14 protein-coding genes are annotated in these 17,164 nt (G+C 43.1%); 9 read left to right on the forward strand and 5 right to left on the reverse strand.

What is annotated here, in order from left to right:
• Positions 1–187, reverse strand: a 187-nt coding sequence (locus tag AB7U21_RS04145; RefSeq protein WP_428387235.1) for a hypothetical protein, incomplete at its 3' end; no start/stop codon positions are given.
• On the opposite strand from AB7U21_RS04145, the gene AB7U21_RS04150 reads away from it, so the two are divergent.
• Positions 111–740 (forward strand): cyclase family protein, encoded by a 630-nt coding sequence (locus AB7U21_RS04150; protein ID WP_428387231.1) that lies wholly within the window; start codon positions 111–113, stop codon positions 738–740. The two genes, AB7U21_RS04145 and AB7U21_RS04150, sit on opposite strands and share 77 nt — an antisense overlap.
• Before the next feature lie 34 nt (positions 741–774).
• On the opposite strand, the gene AB7U21_RS04155 is transcribed toward AB7U21_RS04150, so the two are convergent.
• From AB7U21_RS04155 to AB7U21_RS04170, 4 genes are all read right to left on the reverse strand, one after another.
• The gene (locus AB7U21_RS04155) at positions 775–2,250 is read right to left on the reverse strand and encodes a flippase (protein WP_428387218.1); all 1,476 of its coding nucleotides are present in this window, start codon (positions 2,248–2,250) and stop codon (positions 775–777) included.
• Positions 2,251–2,350: 100 nt separating this feature from the next.
• Positions 2,351–3,280 carry a UDP-glucuronic acid decarboxylase family protein gene (locus AB7U21_RS04160; protein ID WP_333786705.1) on the reverse strand — a complete coding sequence of 310 codons (930 nt, stop codon included), beginning with the start codon at positions 3,278–3,280 and terminating at the stop codon, positions 2,351–2,353.
• Between the two features lie 11 nt (positions 3,281–3,291).
• Positions 3,292–4,302: a sugar nucleotidyltransferase gene (locus tag AB7U21_RS04165; protein ID WP_333786706.1), complete on the reverse strand. Its 1,011-nt coding sequence runs from the start codon at positions 4,300–4,302 to the stop codon at positions 3,292–3,294.
• A 97-nt stretch (positions 4,303–4,399) separates the two neighbouring features.
• Positions 4,400–5,779: a mannose-1-phosphate guanylyltransferase/mannose-6-phosphate isomerase gene (locus tag AB7U21_RS04170; protein ID WP_428387233.1), complete on the reverse strand. Its 1,380-nt coding sequence runs from the start codon at positions 5,777–5,779 to the stop codon at positions 4,400–4,402.
• Between the two features lie 382 nt (positions 5,780–6,161).
• Between AB7U21_RS04170 and AB7U21_RS04175 the strand changes: the two genes are divergently transcribed.
• The 8 genes from AB7U21_RS04175 to thiI all read left to right on the forward strand — a co-directional run bounded on the left by AB7U21_RS04175 (position 6,162) and on the right by thiI (position 16,844).
• Positions 6,162–7,715 carry a glycosyltransferase family 39 protein gene (locus AB7U21_RS04175; protein ID WP_428387221.1) on the forward strand — a complete coding sequence of 518 codons (1,554 nt, stop codon included), beginning with the start codon at positions 6,162–6,164 and terminating at the stop codon, positions 7,713–7,715.
• A gap of 151 nt (positions 7,716–7,866) precedes the next feature.
• On the forward strand, positions 7,867–8,709 hold the full coding sequence (locus tag AB7U21_RS04180) for a sulfide/dihydroorotate dehydrogenase-like FAD/NAD-binding protein (RefSeq protein ID WP_333786720.1): 843 nt from the start codon (positions 7,867–7,869) through the stop codon (positions 8,707–8,709).
• Entirely contained in the window at positions 8,709–10,082 is a 1,374-nt protein-coding gene (gltA, locus tag AB7U21_RS04185; protein WP_333786708.1) for an NADPH-dependent glutamate synthase, read from the forward strand. The genes AB7U21_RS04180 and gltA overlap by 1 nt, the downstream gene beginning before the upstream one ends.
• 41 nt (positions 10,083–10,123) lie before the next feature.
• A complete protein-coding gene (locus tag AB7U21_RS04190; RefSeq protein WP_428387224.1) occupies positions 10,124–12,142 on the forward strand; it encodes a phosphoadenosine phosphosulfate reductase family protein in 2,019 nt (672 codons plus the stop codon).
• A 72-nt stretch (positions 12,143–12,214) separates the two neighbouring features.
• Positions 12,215–13,288 (forward strand): AI-2E family transporter, encoded by a 1,074-nt coding sequence (locus AB7U21_RS04195; RefSeq protein WP_333786710.1) that lies wholly within the window; start codon positions 12,215–12,217, stop codon positions 13,286–13,288.
• Positions 13,289–13,386: 98 nt separating this feature from the next.
• Complete coding sequence (locus AB7U21_RS04200; protein WP_333786711.1) at positions 13,387–15,291, forward strand: threonine--tRNA ligase; 1,905 nt, start codon at positions 13,387–13,389, stop codon at positions 15,289–15,291.
• A 1-nt stretch (position 15,292) separates the two neighbouring features.
• The gene (locus AB7U21_RS04205) at positions 15,293–15,598 is read left to right on the forward strand and encodes an acylphosphatase (protein ID WP_428387227.1); all 306 of its coding nucleotides are present in this window, start codon (positions 15,293–15,295) and stop codon (positions 15,596–15,598) included.
• A 76-nt stretch (positions 15,599–15,674) separates the two neighbouring features.
• Positions 15,675–16,844: a tRNA uracil 4-sulfurtransferase ThiI gene (thiI, locus tag AB7U21_RS04210; protein ID WP_428387229.1), complete on the forward strand. Its 1,170-nt coding sequence runs from the start codon at positions 15,675–15,677 to the stop codon at positions 16,842–16,844.
• The last annotated feature ends 320 nt before the right edge of the window (positions 16,845–17,164 follow it).

Below are 17,164 nucleotides of genomic sequence, written 5' to 3' on the forward strand. Positions count from 1 at the left end.
GAGAAAAAGGATGTTGAAATTGTGGTCTCTGATCTGGAAGAATTGAGGTCATATCTGGAGGGATTGTATTGCTGATACCTATCTCATATGCTCTGAATAAGGACATCCCATTGTATCCCGGCTCCCCTAATGTAGCATTCAGCCAGGTCAGATCTATTGCAAATAACAGCTCAGCAAACACAAGCATGTTTTCTTTCGGGAATCACTCTGGTACACATATTGATGTTCCACTGCATTTCTGCGATAAAGGCCAATCAGTGACCGACATTCTAAAGCTTGAAAATATCTATTCACCCGCTATTTGTATAAATGTTCCAAAAGAACCAGGTTCATATATCAGCGAAGAAGACCTGGAACCATTTGCTGAGCAAATATCTAATGTTGAGGCACTGCTGATCAGAACTGGTTTTTTCAAATACAGACAAACCCAACCTGAAATGTATGCAACATCCCATCCATGGATAAGCTTGGAAGTACCAGATTATCTGCGGGAAACATGTCCCCTTTTGAAAGTAGTTGGGCTTGATACTATTTCTATCTCAAATCCCTCTCATAGAGAAGAAGGTCATGTGTCACATCGAGCTTTTTTATGTAATAAATTCCCCATTATGTTACTTGAAGACGCTGATCTCTCAAATCCGGGATTACCGGGGAAGAATTTTGTCTTGCATCTCTATCCATGGATTCTTGATAAAGTTGATGCAACTCCAGTCACTGCTTTAGTAAATCTTAATGGATGAAAAATCAAATCCATTAATTAACATATTCTTTAAATTACAACCAGCTTGGCCATGGCACACTTGTTTGAGTAAATATCTCTTTTAATTCATCACATATCTTCTTATCAAATTTCAATAATAGGATCCCGTACATCGATCCGCCCACAACTACCGGGATCAATGTCAACCAGACGTTGGATAAGGGTAAGATCACGCGGTAGCCTGCCACAAATAAAGTCATAATAGAAGCTGCTTTCAAAATATTCAGCAAACTATCACGTTCAATTCTTATTGTTATAATTTTAGACAATAATTTTTTTGCCAGTATCGCATTTAATCCCATAGTAACCAAAGTTGCAACAGCAGCTCCTTCAATACCAATAAATGGTATTAATATCGCATTCAAGGCAACATTCGCAATGGTTGCAACAGCTGTTACTTTAAAAGAATCGATTTGACGATCGAGAGCACTAAGGTACATTGTGTAAAAAAATTGGGAAACATTTATTATTTGTACAAAAAGCAGAATTACAAGTGTCAGGTATCCACTTTCAAATTCACTACCGTAACAAAAATAAAGTAACTTTTCACCAAGCACTATCCCTCCAGCAAACACCGGCATAGCTATTATCAGTGAATAGGTAAATGCTTTTGAGATTGATTTCTCGATTAGTTCCATTTCACCGATTTTGTCCCATCTACTTATTTTTGGCCACAAAGTTGCACGTATTGCAGTTGTTGTTATAATCGCTATAGACGTAAACTGGAACACCACTCTATAAACACCTACTTCAGAGTTGCTGAGATAGTATCCAATCATAACACTATCTACGTAAGAATAAAGAATAACTCCAGAAGAAGTTAAAAAAAGCCAGAAAGAGAAACTTAAAAGACTTTTAACATGGGACCATTTATACTTAACAAATCGCAGATCAAAAAAGCGCAACTCCATTATTACAGCAATAAGCAAGCCTGCAACAAATCCTCCTATTAATCCTGCCACACCGTATCCAAAAAACACTCCGACTACTTGAATTATTATTCTGGATATGTTGTTTATAAAAGCCCCAGCTGCATATATTCCCATTTTTCCAGTTCCTGCAATTCCGTTGATTACAGATCCATGAATTAATGAAACTATCAATGCCAGTAAAAGCCAGTTAAACAAATTCGCTTTATCAAAATCAATGAAATAGTCGCGGGAGATTACTAAAAATAGAATGACTATTGCTAAGAAAAAAAAGCGTACTACAAAAAAGGCACTGAAATATTCATTCTGTTGTTCACCTTCACTGATACGTTTGGATACAGCTCCTCCAAACCCCCCGTCACTGACTGTGTTTATTATCCCATAATACGCTAAAAAAAGGAAATATGCACCTAAAACGCCTGAGCCTACGGTATGTGCAAAATACATTGTACTGAGGAACCCAGCAAATGTAACTGAAATTTGGCTCAAAAAAGAAGCTATGGTTTGACGCTGGACTTCCCTCACACTCAGGATTCTGGAGTAGATATCATTTAAAAACATATTCCGACCTTATTATACGGTATACTTGTCTGGAGGGTCCCATTATCACTATTGTAATCAATTGTATTAAATCTTTAATGATTACTAAGAAAAGAAATGTTTAATCAAAATCGTTTCTAAAATATTGAATTGTTTTTTCCAACCCGCTTCTCAGATCAACCTTTGGTTCCCAGTTCAACAATTCTTTAGCTCTGCTGATGTCCGGTCTTCTTATTTTAGGATCGTCTATTGGCAAATTCCTATAGACAATTGTTGAACTGCTGTTGGTAATTTTTATAATTTCATTTGCAAATCCTAAAATAGAAAGTTCTGCGGGATTGCCGATATTCACGGGTTCATTAAAGTCCGCTATCATCAATCTGTATAATCCTTCGATCAGGTCTGAAACATAACAGAATGAACGTGTTTGTGACCCATCACCATAAACAGTGATATCTTCATTTTTCAGTGCCTGATTAATGAAATTAGGTACTACTCTTCCGTCACCGGCTCTCATTCTGGGTCCGTATGTATTGAATATGCGAGCAATCCTTGTATCCACTCTGTGATGATTGTGATATGCCATTGTGATAGCCTCAGCATATCTTTTTGCCTCATCATATACTCCCCTGGGTCCAATAGGGTTAACATTTCCCCAGTAACTTTCAGGTTGCGGATTAACAAGGGGGTCCCCATAGACCTCAGATGTAGATGCAAGTAAGAACCTTGCACCCTGCTCTTTTGCAAGACCCAGCATGTTATACGTGCCAAGAGCCCCAACTTTGAGGGTCTGTATTGGTAATTCAAGGTAGTCCACAGGAGAAGCAGGACTTGCTAAATGGAATATATAATCTATCTTATCTCCAAAATATATGGGCTTAGTGACATCATGTTTCAAATATGTGAATCTATCTGAGGTTATGTGGTCGATATTTCTGGTGTTACCTGTTACAAGATTGTCAATACATATAACATAGTGTCCGTTCTTGAGTAGGAGGTCACACAGATGTGACCCTAAAAAACCTGCGCCGCCGGTTACTATTGATCTCATGGTCTCACATTTTAAAACTCTATTGAAGAGCAGTCTCCTATATTTAAAGAATTGTGTTTGCCGACGACATTTGCATCGTCACCTACTATCGATGATTGCAGGTTCATATTTGATATTTCCGTTCTTGAGCCGATAACACTGTTCGATATAATGGAGTTCTTAATTATGGTTCCTTCTGCTATGGATGTATGTGGACCCACAACAGAATTAATTATCTTTACTTTTTTGCCAATTGCAACGGGGTGTATTATCATAGAATTCTCATTTTCATAGGTACTATCTATATTCTCTTTTTCATTCAGAAGCACCTGATTTGTTTCAAGGAGAGATCTTGCATGACCACAATCGTACCAGCTTGAAACTTCAAATGTCTTCAGTTTCAGTCCCCTTTGTATCATTTCCTGCAGCGCATCTGTCAGTTGATATTCTCCACGTGTTGTTTTTCCGTTGTTTATCATTTGTTCCAGAATATTAAACAACATATAGGTATCTTTTATGAAGTATACTCCCGCAATTCCCAGATTTGATGCCGGTCTTTCCGGTTTTTCCTCAAGTTTCCTGATACAGGAAGAAGTGTGTTCGATTTCAACAATTCCGTATTTTCTAGGTTCGTCAACTTCCTTTACTCCAATCGAACCTGCGCATTTTTTGTTATCAGCATGTTTTTTATAGAAATCGATATATCCGGTTTTAAAGATCATATCGCCGAGAGCTATCATAACATCAGAACCTTCAACATACTCGCGTGTTATGTATACTGAGTGCCCAAGGCCAAGTCTTTTTTCCTGCTCCACATACCTGATGTTAAATGTTTCCTGATAATGTTCATTGACATAGGACATCAACTGATCTTTATAGTAGCCAACAACAAGTATGATCTCTTCTGGTCCAAGGTCTATCATCCTGTCCAGGATATGTCCTATGATCGGTTTTCCTGCAATGTATACCATAGGTTTTGGCTTGGTATGTGTGTGAGGGAACAAGCGTGTTCCCGTACCTGCGGCGGGTATGATCACTTTCATATATATTCCATATATCCTTTTTACGATGTGGTTTTGCTAGCACTTTCTTTGAGAAATCAATTTCATCATCTATATTTTATACGCTATATGGATCGCTTCATGCTCTTCCATAATCGTCATCAAAACGCACGATGTCATCCTCGTCCACACATTCTCCAAGCTGTACTTCTATAAGTTCCAGAGGCAATTTCCCTTCATTTGAAAGCCTATGCCGCATGCCGGCTCTGATGAAAGTACTTTCTCCCTGCCTCAGGAAAAAGATCTCATCATTTATCTGTACAGTTGCCATCCCCTTGACAACTATCCAGTGTTCACTGCGGTGATAATGGAGCTGCAGGCTCAGCTTCTTTTTTGGCTCCACTGTTATGTTCTTTATCTTATGTTTGTCGGATTTCTCCATAACGGTATAGGAGCCCCATGGCCTATATACTGTCTGCTGCAGATAAGCCCTTTCATCGTTTTTACTGTGTAAAGTATCAGCTACCTGCTTCACTTTCTGGCTGCTCTTTCTAGGGCATACCAGCAAGGCATCCGGCGTATCGACAACTGCCATGTTTTCCACATCTATGAGGGCCACAAGCTTATCACATTTTGAGTAAACGAGATTATTTCTGGAATTGATCAGAATGTCCTCGCATTCATAGATCACATTTCCATTATCATCCTTTTCTGACTCCTCGTATATTGCATTAAAATTCCCGAGGTCGCTCCATTTATGTTCCAGGCGCACTACCACAACATTCCTGGACTTTTCCATAATTCCATAATCGATGGATATTGTCCTTACTTTCCCGTATATCTCTTCAATGCTGGCATCCGGATCTATTTCCGGGTCAAAAGCCTTGGAAAAGGTTTTCTCATGCTCCTGCAATTCTCTGAAGAATACATCAGTGTCAAAAAGGAACATCCCACTGTTCCACAGACATCCTTCTTTCAGATACTTCAATGCATCATCATGATTTGGTTTTTCTCTGAACTCGGCTACCTTGTAGCCAGTGCCGACCTTTTCAGCTGGTTTAATGTACCCATAGCCTGTATGTGGTGATGTAGGCACTATGCCAAAAGTGACCAGATGTTCCATTGCAAGCGTTTGTGCGCCTTTGATGGTCTCCATCGCACGTATGTCAAGTACATGATCGGAGGAAAAAACTCCCACGATGGATTTTCCGAACCTTTTTACGATCTCCCGCATGCCGAAACCAATTGCAGGAAGTGTGTTCTTTGGTTCTGGTTCTATCAGTACGTTCCTGGAAGGCAGGTCATATCCCAGCTCTTTAGCCTGACCGGTAACAAAGAATCGCTGTGAATCGTTTGTCACAACGAAGACCTCTGATATATCAGAAACCTCCAGACAGCGCATTAAGGTGTTCTGGAAAAAAGAGGTATCTTCAAGTTTCAGGAATTGTTTAGGATTATGCTTTCTGCTTAATGGCCATAACCGTGTTCCAGATCCACCGGCAAGGATGAGCGATTTAATGTTTTCATCTCCTTTTTTAAAGTATATTTTCTATTGGTTGGCCGATATTCCAGGCCAGATTAGTTGCATTTAGATCGATCAAAGTTAATTTTTTAGTTGTCTGATCCAGAATTATATACTAAAAAAGCTTATTAATATATATCAGTTACCAATATTCTCTGCATAAGATAATTTATTCATCTTTATGATCTTTATCAGGAATATCCTTTTAATATTAAATCCTATAATATTAAATAAGTCCGAAGCATTTGATATGGCATCAGAAACTGTTGACTGCCAACGTATCTTAAATTATATCATGGTCAATGTTGGTTCATTACGACAATTCCGATGTTTAATATATGGAGCGATCACTTTATAATTCTGGGAATAGGGTCATTATATGTCGGTTCAAAAGCAGCTATCATCTGATAAAGTTTCAGCTATGGATCTGAATTCTAAAGTTAAGGGTAAAATATCCCGATATATAAGCATTATAAGATCGGTCAGAGAAATACAGCTGATATTAGCAATAACTTTTATAGGTGCTTTTTTACGGATCTATCAGCTTGGAACAGAGTCAGTATGGCTTGATGAAGCAACCACTTATTTTTTGTCATCTGATACCCTGTTTGGAATCTATGAGGCAACAAAGAACGATGTCCATCCCCCACTTTACTACTTTGTTGTCCATTTTTTCCTGTTTGCAGGAAAATCGGAAGCACTATTACGTTTTCCATCCATGGTGTTCGGGATAGTTGCTATTCCACTACTCTATATGCTTGGAACACGTCTGTTCACCGTAAAAGAAGGTCTTATCAGTTCTTTTTTGCTTTCTATCTCCTTGTCGCATATCTACTATTCTCAGGAGGCAAGGATGTACTCAATGATGGTATTTCTGACCCTTGGTTCTATTTTCTTTTTTTATGCGGCCATTGAGGATAAGCGCAATAGTTTCTGGTTTTTGTTCATTGTTTTCACAGTGCTGAACATTTATACTCATTATTTTGGCTTTTTCATATTTCCCGTAGAAATACTATTTTTCACAATTCTCTTGTTTTCTCATGAAGGCAGAAAACTGCATTTCAGCTCGGAGGTCTTACCGCAGATAAAGGTTTTTTTTATCAGTGTAGCTTCCATCATAGTTCTTATTATTCCCCGCATTCAGGTATTTTTCGAACAGGCAGCTTCACGGGTAGGTGGGGATGTGACATGGGGTATAGATCAGACTTATTTTATTGCAAGCTTGTTGTCCCATCTTACGCTTTCCCCATCCCCGTCTCTTCTTTATCTGACTTTTTTTGTTTTAGGTATCATAGCGGTTATCCTATCTAATCGCAGGCAGGCCGTTTTGCTTTGTTCGTGGTTCGTTCTTCCAGTTATAGTCAGTTATTATCTGTCAGACATAATGCCCTTTCATCCCAGGTACCTTCTATTCATCCTGCCTGCTTATCTGCTTATAATTTCACGTGGTTTGACTGCGACTTCCAGTTTCATATTCTCTGTGAACACTGTACCAAAAAGTAACAGGAAGTTCTCAGAGAAAAAGCAGCAAGTTCTGACGATCGCATTTGTATCTATTTTCTTTTTAAGTGCTCTGAGTTCCATTGTAAACTACTATCCTTCTCCTCAAAAAGAAGATTGGAGGAATGTGGCATCTTATATTACTACCATTACCCGGCAGGGAGATGCAATCGTGCCACTTCCAGGTTACATCTCAAAGCCACTTAGTTTCTATTATGATAATTCTACTGATGGGACCTATCTACAAGGGTCTGGGTATAGTCAGCAGGAATTGGACAACATTGTGCATGAGCATAAAAATACCACTTTCTTTGTGCTTACAGGAGACATCAACGCAGCAAATCCTAATGGAACTGCTCTCAATTGGCTCGGAGAAAATACTGATGTGGTAAATATCATTACCAATGTATACATATTGACTCCCAAAGTGTGATATAGTCTGTTATGAACTGATAATAAAAATCTCGTCTTTTCTACTTATATATGATACATCTAATTTTTACTAAGTCTCAACTGAATTCTTAAGTACTATTAATATTATCCTATGCACCATAATCCTCCAATCCAGTTTGAAACGTGATCAAATGTCATACAGGATAATTGAGAAACGGGATATGGTACACCAGGTGCATCTGATGAAGGTGTTCGCACCCGATGTGGCAAGAGCTGCAAAGCCCGGGCAGTTCGTGATAATCAGGATCGATGAGCAAAGTGAAAGGATCCCTCTCACAATTGCAGATTATAATGTTGAAGAAGGTTCTGTGACCATTATTTTCCAGGAGATGGGAAAGACGACCAAACAACTGGCCACACTGAATGCTCAGGACGAGCTTCAGGATTTCGTAGGGCCGCTGGGTACTCCTTCTGAGATCGAAAAGCTCGGCACTGTTGTGATGGTGGGAGGGGGAGTGGGCGTGGCCCCTGCTTATCCCCAGGCGAAGGCCTACAAGGCCGCAGGTAATAAAGTAATGACCATCATAGGTGCCCGGAGCGAAAATTTGCTGATCCTTGAAGAAGAGATGCGGGCTGTGAGTGATGAATTACTTATATGTACCGATGACGGTACCAAAGGCCATCATGGTTTTGTAACCGATGTGCTCCAGAAACTGCTACAAAATGGAGAACATGTGGATCGGGTAGTGGCCATCGGACCGCCCATAATGATGAGGGCAGTGGCAGGGGTGACAAAGCCTTTCGGGATCCATACCATTGTAAGTTTAAATCCCATAATGATCGATGGTACGGGCATGTGTGGAGGTTGCCGTGTTTCTGTTGACGGTAAAACCAAGTTTGCCTGTGTGGACGGGCCTGAGTTCGATGCCCATAAGGTAGATTTCAATTTGCTCATGAGCCGCCTTGCAGTTTACAGAGATGAAGAGGGCATTTCCATCAAGAAGCATGAATGTACCTGCGGAGGTGGACAGTAATGGCAGAAAGACAGCCCATGCCATTACAGGACCCGGAAGAAAGGCGCAGGAACTTCAATGAGGTGGCGCTGGGTTATACTGAAGAACAGGCTGTTGCCGAGGCCGCACGCTGCCTGCAATGCAAGGACCCAAAATGTGTTCAAGGCTGTCCTGTGAACATCGACATTCCTTCTTTCATTGCCTCTATCACTGAAAGGGATTTCGATGAGGCCATCAGGACCATAAAGCTAACGAACGCCCTTCCTGCGGTATGTGGACGTGTCTGCCCCCAGGAAGTACAATGTGAACAGTACTGTGTGCTTGCAAAGAAAGGCCAACCTATAGCCATTGGCCGCCTTGAACGTTTTGCTGCAGATCATGAGAGTACCCGAGGTGTCGCAGCACCGCATAAAGTGAAGTCCACAGGCAAAAACGTGGCTGTGGTGGGTTCCGGCCCGGCAGGGCTTACAGCAGCTGCTGATCTTGCGAAGGCAGGGCATTCTGTGACGATCTTTGAATCACTTCATGAACCGGGAGGAGTACTTACCTACGGCATCCCTGAGTTCCGCCTGCCAAAGGCTATTGTCCGGCAGGAAGTAGGCTATATAAAGCAGCTTGGTGTTGACATAAAGGTGGATTACGTCATCGGCAAGATCAAAACGCTGGATGAACTGAGGGATGAGTTCGATGCAGTATTTTTAGGAACAGGTGCAGGACTTCCTAATTTCATGGGTATCGAAGGGGAGAACCTCAATGGAGTATATTCAGCCAACGAGTTCCTGACCCGTGTGAACCTTATGAAGGCTTTCCTTTTCCCTGATTATGATACTCCTATAAAGCGAGGTAAGAAGGTCATAGTTGTTGGCGGAGGAAACGTGGCAATGGATGCTGCAAGGTGTGCCCTGAGGCTAAGTGCTGATGAGGTTAGCATCGTATACCGCCGCAGTGAGGATGAACTGCCAGCCCGTAGGGAAGAAGTGGAGAATGCTAAAGAAGAAGGCATTATCTTCAGATTGCTCACCAATCCAGTTCGCATTCTGGGCGACGATAAAATGAATGTCAAAAGCGTGGAATGCATCAGGATGGAGCTTGGTGAACCTGATGCTTCAGGTCGCAGAAGACCTGTGTCTGTGAAAGGTTCAGAACATCAGATCGAAGCCGATACTGTGATAATCGCTATAGGCACATCTCCTAACCCGATCATATTCTCCGGGTCCGATGGCCTGGAGTCTACTTCAAAAGGCACTATCGTTGTTGATGATTCAGGTATGAGCTCCCTTCCCGGTGTATGTGCAGGTGGTGACGTGGTAACCGGTGCTGCAACTGTGATAAGTGCCATGGGTGCAGGAAAACTGGCGGCTCAGACCATCAACGATTACCTTGGTAAAAAATGACCGCATGATCACGGTCATTCATTTTTTTTAACTGGACCACAATGAGACCCGAAAATAAATATTCGACAGCTAAAGGACAGCATCATACTGGAAAAAGTGTTCGTTCGCAGGTCCGATCAAGACCTTTGAGATCATGGAAACAGCATGGTGGTGATCTGCAGCATCATATTTTCTGGTGTACGCATTGCAATGTACCTCTGTTAAGGTCCGTGTGTGATATCTGCAAGGCGCAGGGCATCCATCTTGATCTGTCGCCTCCCGGAGACATAAGGTTCTGTTCACCCTATGAAAAGGAACTGATCAGCGATCTTTTGTTATCGGCTTTCGGATGTGATCCCATTGGGGACAGGATAGTGTTACTTAACAAAACCACGGGCGACGACAGGACAGATGAAATTATAGTTGATGGTTTGCACTTTGGGGTACTGCGTTTTGATATGAAGTCCCTTGGATATGTTTTCGACCTGTCCGTTGAAGGTGCAAAGGTGCTGGCAGAGCATACTACTAATAAGACAATCGTTCTAAGGAAGGCTTCCAGCCATCTTAGCGGCAAGAAGGTAAAAGCTGAGCAAATCCTAAATTTCACAGAAGATATAAAAAAGGGAGATACTGTTCTGATAAGGTGTGGTAATCTTATAGGTTTTGGCATATCCCTTTCGGACCATACACACCTTAAAAGCTCACAAGATGCTGTATTAAGGGTGAGGAAGCTTGACGGAAGCAAAGTTTCACTGAAACCGCTTATTGCTTCCATGCAGGATGTAATAAAGGCAAATACAGGTCACATGGAGAAAATATCCAGGGACGCTGCCAATGTGATCAAGGGCGTTGCCAGTCGCAGGGAATACAGGGACCTGCCTGTCCACGTTTCCTTCAGCGGCGGGAAGGATAGCCTTGTAGTGCTTGATCTGACAGTAAATGCTCTTAAAGGCAGGGACGTCAGGGCTTTTTTTCTGAACACAGGCATTGAGTTCCCTGAAACAGTGGAATTTGCACGGAATTTCTGTTCCAGCCGGGGGATCGAATTAAAAGAATCAGCTGCAGGGGATGCTTTCTGGAAGAACCTTGAAAGATTCGGTCCTCCTGCCAAGGATATGCGCTGGTGTTGCAAGGTATGCAAGCTGGCACCTGCCAACAGGCTTATAGATGAATCTTCAGGTGAAGGGCAGGTATGCCTTACTGTGGACGGCAAGAGAAGATACGAATCTTTTTCCAGGGCTTCCATTTCTGCAAGTGAGAAGAACCCCTTTGTGCCTGCACAGCTCAATATTTTCCCTATCCGCGATTGGAGGGCGATCGAAGTATGGCTGTACATATATGGAAAAAAGCTTGACTACAATCCTCTTTATGATCTTGGGTTCGAAAGAGTGGGCTGTTATCTGTGTCCTGCTTCCCTGTCTGCTGAATATCAGATCTTTTCCCGGCTGCACCCTGACCTTCATGCACGCTGGCATACGTATCTGCTGGAATGGGGCAGCAAGAAAGGCTTGCCTGAAGCATTCATAGAACATGGATTATGGAGATGGAAAGAGCTCCCTCCTAAAATGCTCAAGCTTGCAGAAGAGATCGGGATCCAGCACGATGTTCCGATAGTCAATGAAAGTTTCAGTGTGGAATCTGTAGGCGGTGTTTCTCCCTGCACGAGTGGTGGTTTTACTGTTGAAGCCAACATCGGGGGTATCTCTCTTCAGGATGCGGCAGATGTACTGCACATAATAGGTCTGATAAAGACTGCAGAGAACATGGGAATGCTGCTTGTAAGGGCTGATGATGCAACTGTCAAGTTCTTCTCTTCGGGTAACCTGCTGATCACTGCCGATGACAGAGAAAAGGCCACTGAAATATTCAGACAGGTCGTATTGCAGCTTATGAGAGTCTCCATGTGTACAAGGTGTGGTATATGCCAGGGACTCTGTCCAGCAGGTGCTATCGAGATCGATGATATGCGGGGCCTGTATATCAGTAGTGCCTGTACAAGATGTGGCAAATGCATAGATTCATGTGTTGTTCTAAAATACGCTCCCCGTAATTTACCATGGACCAGGCCGGATCACTTATAGATGGGTGAAGCTTTAATACTTTTATTTTAATTATATAACATTTTCAAAATAAATACTACCAGATGTGTGCGCATGCAGTTAGGTCAATTAGATGGTATTTCTTTCCTGATATCCTCCAGAATGAAGATAGCTGTTGTCTTGATCGTTATACTGCTTTCACTGACCCTTGCGTCTATTTTTCTCCCTCTTGCAGATGGCATAGTCCTGGGTCTGGTCCTTGCATATATAGCAAGGCCCATATATCTCAAGTTACATCGCTATCAAAGGCTTGGTGCACTGATAGCTACTCTTGTCATCGTCATGCCTATTGTCCTGATCTTAGGTTCAGGCATATTTGAGATCGTGAGATTTATCGGCTGGATATTCGATAATCAGGATGTGTTCATTAATTCACTGTTCGATTTTGTCAGGTCCATAGATGTGCCGCCGGAGTACAATGAGCAGATCCGTCAGATTATATGGGATATGTCCACTTCTGTGCTTCCCCTCTTAAGCGGGTTCGGTTTTCTATCTTATGCAAAGACAATTGTAATGTTCATTCTCAATCTGGTGATATCCGTATTAGTGTGTTATTTCCTTCTGGCTGACGGGTACAAGATCTACAAGGGCATCGTGGCCTTCATGCCAGTGGATAATAGGCCATGGGTTACGGAATATATACAGCATCTGGACCTGATACTTAAAGGCGTGTTCATTGGAAATGCCTATGCTGCCTTATTTGTCAGCATCACTTCTCTGGTGGTCTTTTATATATTTGGTTTCTCCCATATCCTGGCCCTTGCAACCCTCATTTTCATTGCATCTATTATTCCTTTGTTCGCTGGTTATACAGTGCTTGTCGCTCTTGCAGTGATCCGCTATTTCCAGATGGGGCTTGAGGCAGCTGTGATCTTCTTTGTAGTGGCTTCTATTGTCATTTATCTGCCACCTGAATTCATCCTTCGTCCATATCTTGCGAGCATGCATTCACGTGTGCATCCAATGTTGATCATGCTCTCTTTCCTGGGTGGTGCTTTTGTAGGGGGTATCGCAGGTTTTTTTGTGGCACCTATAATTCTTGCTTCTTTGATAGCTGCCTACAGGGTACATATGGGAACTCCTGTCTACGGGGAGAAGAAGAAAGCAGAGCTTCCGGGTTTGAAATAACTGCAGGATCGTATTGAAGTACAGCCAGGTTTTTTCCGTTAAAAAGGTTTATAAGGATTGTTAAATCTAAGTCTACAGGTAATTTCGCAGGTGAAATCATGCAGCTATTGCTCATCCATTCTGATTATATCGAATATGAGGTCAAGAAAAGCACCCCGGTGGCAGAGAAGATCGAAGATCCCATGAAGTCTGGCAGGCTGGAGGATGCACTCACAGTTTTCATTGCCGTAGAAAAGGCAGATGAGGTAAATCCCGATGAAATGGTACAAAAAGGTGTCTCTGAGATCGAGAAGGTTGCAGGGCAGGTAAAAACTGAAAGCATTATGCTTTATCCTTATGCTCATCTGAGTTCAGATCTCTCTTCCCCCAAAGTTGCAGTTTATGTACTGACAGCCATGGAAAAAGAACTATCGGGCAAGTATACTGTAAAAAGAGCTCCATTCGGCTGGTACAAAGCATTCAGGATCAGCTGCAAAGGCCATCCTCTTTCCGAGCTGTCCAGGTCGATATCTCCTGAGAACAAAGATGGTGTCAGTGTTGTCTGCGCCCTTGAAGGAAAACCGGAGGTTGTTTCCGAAGCTTTGAAAGCTGAGAGCACTGCCAGATCATACTGGCGCATCCTTACTCCTGATGGTGAGCTTCACGAAATGGATGGCTTTGATTTCAAAGGGCATGAGAACCTGGGCAAGTTCGTGGATTATGAGATCTCCAAGAAAAGGGAGGTCGATAAGGCACCCCCGCATGTTGAGCTTATGCGCAGGCTTGAGATAGCTGATTATGAGCCGGGTTCGGATTCCGGTAACATGCGCTATTATCCCAAAGGCCGGCTCATTAAATCCCTGCTGGAGAACTACGTGGTCGAGGAATCCATCAAAGTGGGGGCTATGGAAGTCGAAACACCCTTAATGTATGACATGAACCACCCCACTCTTAAGAAGTATCTTGACAGGTTCCCTGCAAGGCAGTATTCCATAGAATCTGATAAAAGGCAGCTTTTCCTGAGGTTTGCTGCTTGTTTTGGCCAGTTCCTTATCAACCATGATATGACCATGTCCTACAAGAATCTCCCTCTGAAGATGATAGAGCTTACACGCTACAGCTTCCGTAAGGAGCAGAGGGGAGAGCTTGTGGGCCTGCGTCGCCTGAGGGCGTTCACAATGCCTGATATGCACACTCTGTGCCATGACATGGATCAGGCTATTGCTCAGTTCGACGAACAGTACAATATGTGTATCCGCATTCTGGATCAGGTAGGTATCAAAGTTGACGATTTTGAGGTTGCCATCAGGTTCACAAGAGATTTCTACGAAGAGAACAAGGATTTCATCACCAACCTTGCCCGCATTGTGAACAAACCGGTACTTATAGAGATGTGGGATACACGTTTCTTCTATTTCGTGCTCAAGTTCGAGTTCAACTTTGTAGATGCGCTGGCAAAGGCAAGTGCTCTTTCCACAGTGCAGATAGATGTGGAAAATGCTGAAAGGTATGATATAAAATACGTCGACGTCACTGGTGAAGAGAAACGTCCCACCATTCTTCACTGCTCTCCAAGTGGTGCTATCGAGCGCTGCATCTATGGTTTACTGGAAAAAGAGGCCATGAGGGCTGAACGCGGAGAGGTGCCTATGCTTCCGGTGTGGCTTTCCCCTACCCAGGTAAGGGTGCTTCCAGTATCTGAGAAGCATCTGGAGTTCGCAAAGCAGGTTTCGGAGAAGCTGCATTGCCGCGTGGATATCGATGACAGGGAGGATACTGTGGGCAAGCGTATACGTGAAGCAGGACGCGAATGGGTGCCTTATGTGGTGGTCATCGGGGACAAGGAGGTCGAGACCGGCAGAATTAATGTGACCATAAGGGCGGAATCCCAGGCCAATCGCCCGAAGACCATTGAAATGTCAATCGGTGAACTGGATTCCCGCATACAGGCAGAGGTTGCTGGTTTGCCATACCGGGGCCTGCCTCTTGCAAAGATGCTCTCAACGAGGCCAAAGTTCATATAAGATGGTTCCTGAATACCCTTTCATGGATATTGGACGCGTACTTGCTGAAGTCCATGTATGTGGGAGGGTACAGGGAGTCTTTTTCCGTCAGTTCACAAAGAACACTGCACAGGAACTTGGTATTGCAGGTTATGCCCGTAACCTTCCCGATGGTTGCGTACAGGTCGTGGCCGAAGGGCCTAAGGACTCTGTTGAAACACTCTTGCAAAGGCTAAGAGCAGGTCCTCCTATGTCCCGTGTGGATTCACTGGACGTTGAATGGAAACAGGCTTCAGGTGAATTTACAGGCTTTGTCATAAGACGGTAAGCATGTTGATATTTGGATAGAATCGAATTTTCTTTACGGCTTAGTTATATCAAACTCATCAGAGAACAGTGGGACGATGAACAACATAGTAATTGTCAGATATGGGGAATTGGCGCTTAAGAGTCCTGGTGTCAGGAACCACTATGAAAAGGTCCTTATGAGGAATATCTCAGCTATGCTTGATCAGCGTGGTGTGGAGTATTCAGGTCTGAGCCGGGAATGGGGACGGATCTTTATCAAGACTTCCGATGAAACAGCTGCAAATGCGGCAGCTGATGTGTTTGGTGTGGTGTCCGCATCATTTGCAACTGCTGTTGATGCAGATCTTGATGCTATATCGCGAAAATGTGCTGATATCGGTGCAGGGTTCATCGAGGAGGGTGATTCCTTTGCCATAAGGGCCCGCAGGACCGGCAATCATGATTTTTCTTCCCAGGACGTAGGACTGAAATGCGGAGATGCTGTGTGGGAGCGTTTGCTGTCAGCAGGCAAAACTCCGCTAGTGGATCTTACTACTCCAGATAAGGAAATTTTTGTAGAGGTACGCCAAAAGGAAGCTTATGTGTTCACGGAAAACTCCAGGGGTGTGGGTGGTCTTCCGCTGGGCACCCAGGGGAAAATGGTTGCCCTTGTATCCGGTGGCATCGATTCCCCTGTAGCTGCCTGGCTTATGATGAAAAGGGGTGTTGAGATCATCCCTGTATACTGTAGTAATGAACCCTTTGCGGATGATTCTACCAGGCAGCGTGCACTGGATAGTATAAGAGTGCTGCAGCAATGGGCTCCCGGTCATCCGTTCAAAATATATGAGATCCCACATGGATGTTCTCTGAAGGCTTTTGTAGAGCAATGCTCCCGCAACAAGACCTGTGTACTGTGCAAAAGGACCATGTACAGGGTTGCCTATGAGATCATGAAGCGTGAAGGTGCTGCAGGGGTCATCACAGGTTCCTCTTTAGGGCAGGTAGCTTCTCAGACCTCTGCAAACATGTATGCTGAACTTTACGGGCTTGCCATACCGCTCTACCATCCACTGATAGCTCTTGATAAGGCGGATATAATTGATATTGCAAGAAAGATCGGTTCGTATAATATATCGGTCAGGCCTGTAACATGTTGCTCGGCTGTGCCGGAAAGACCCGAGACCAGATCAGAATGTGATTCATTGCTTGCTGAGGAGAGCAAAGTAGACATCGATGGCCTGGTGAGGTATTCCGTTTCGGGAGCAAAAGTATTCAAATTATGATCTGTGCCTTTTCTAAGATCTATTTGAGTGTTCTCACTTCTCTTTTATCTTTTTGCAGTATGTGCTTGCACACTATGCACATGCTCATCATAATAATAATGATTTATTTCCATCTCTTCCTACGCTTTATTCACTTTGGACAAAATGCAAAATCCTTATATATTTTGATAACGTATGCACAGAATAGGCGCACAGAGTAACAACAACATGAATTTCTAGCACAAATTTCATCCTTTATCTCTCGTCCATTCCCTCAAATTTCATGTGCGCCTGCTTTTAATCTATTTTTAGTGCGATCATGTTTCTTGTTTTTGACTTCC

The organism is Methanomethylovorans sp. (assembly GCF_050177135.1).
GTDB lineage: Archaea > Halobacteriota > Methanosarcinia > Methanosarcinales > Methanosarcinaceae > Methanomethylovorans.

Bases quoted from the DNA above. Each gene is read 5' to 3' on its own strand.
- AB7U21_RS04155 (WP_428387218.1), bottom strand. From the start codon at position 2,250: ATGTTTTTAAATGATATCTACTCCAGAATCCTGAGTGTGAGGGAAGTC.
- AB7U21_RS04160 (WP_333786705.1), bottom strand. From the start codon at position 3,280: ATGAGATCAATAGTAACCGGCGGCGCAGGTTTTTTAGGGTCACATCTG.
- AB7U21_RS04165 (WP_333786706.1), bottom strand. From the start codon at position 4,302: ATGAAAGTGATCATACCCGCCGCAGGTACGGGAACACGCTTGTTCCCT.
- AB7U21_RS04175 (WP_428387221.1), top strand. From the start codon at position 6,162: ATGTCGGTTCAAAAGCAGCTATCATCTGATAAAGTTTCAGCTATGGAT.
- AB7U21_RS04180 (WP_333786720.1), top strand. From the start codon at position 7,867: ATGTCATACAGGATAATTGAGAAACGGGATATGGTACACCAGGTGCAT.
- gltA (WP_333786708.1), top strand. From the start codon at position 8,709: ATGGCAGAAAGACAGCCCATGCCATTACAGGACCCGGAAGAAAGGCGC.
- AB7U21_RS04190 (WP_428387224.1), top strand. From the start codon at position 10,124: ATGAGACCCGAAAATAAATATTCGACAGCTAAAGGACAGCATCATACT.
- AB7U21_RS04195 (WP_333786710.1), top strand. From the start codon at position 12,215: ATGCAGTTAGGTCAATTAGATGGTATTTCTTTCCTGATATCCTCCAGA.
- AB7U21_RS04200 (WP_333786711.1), top strand. From the start codon at position 13,387: ATGCAGCTATTGCTCATCCATTCTGATTATATCGAATATGAGGTCAAG.
- AB7U21_RS04205 (WP_428387227.1), top strand. From the start codon at position 15,293: ATGGTTCCTGAATACCCTTTCATGGATATTGGACGCGTACTTGCTGAA.
- thiI (WP_428387229.1), top strand. From the start codon at position 15,675: ATGAACAACATAGTAATTGTCAGATATGGGGAATTGGCGCTTAAGAGT.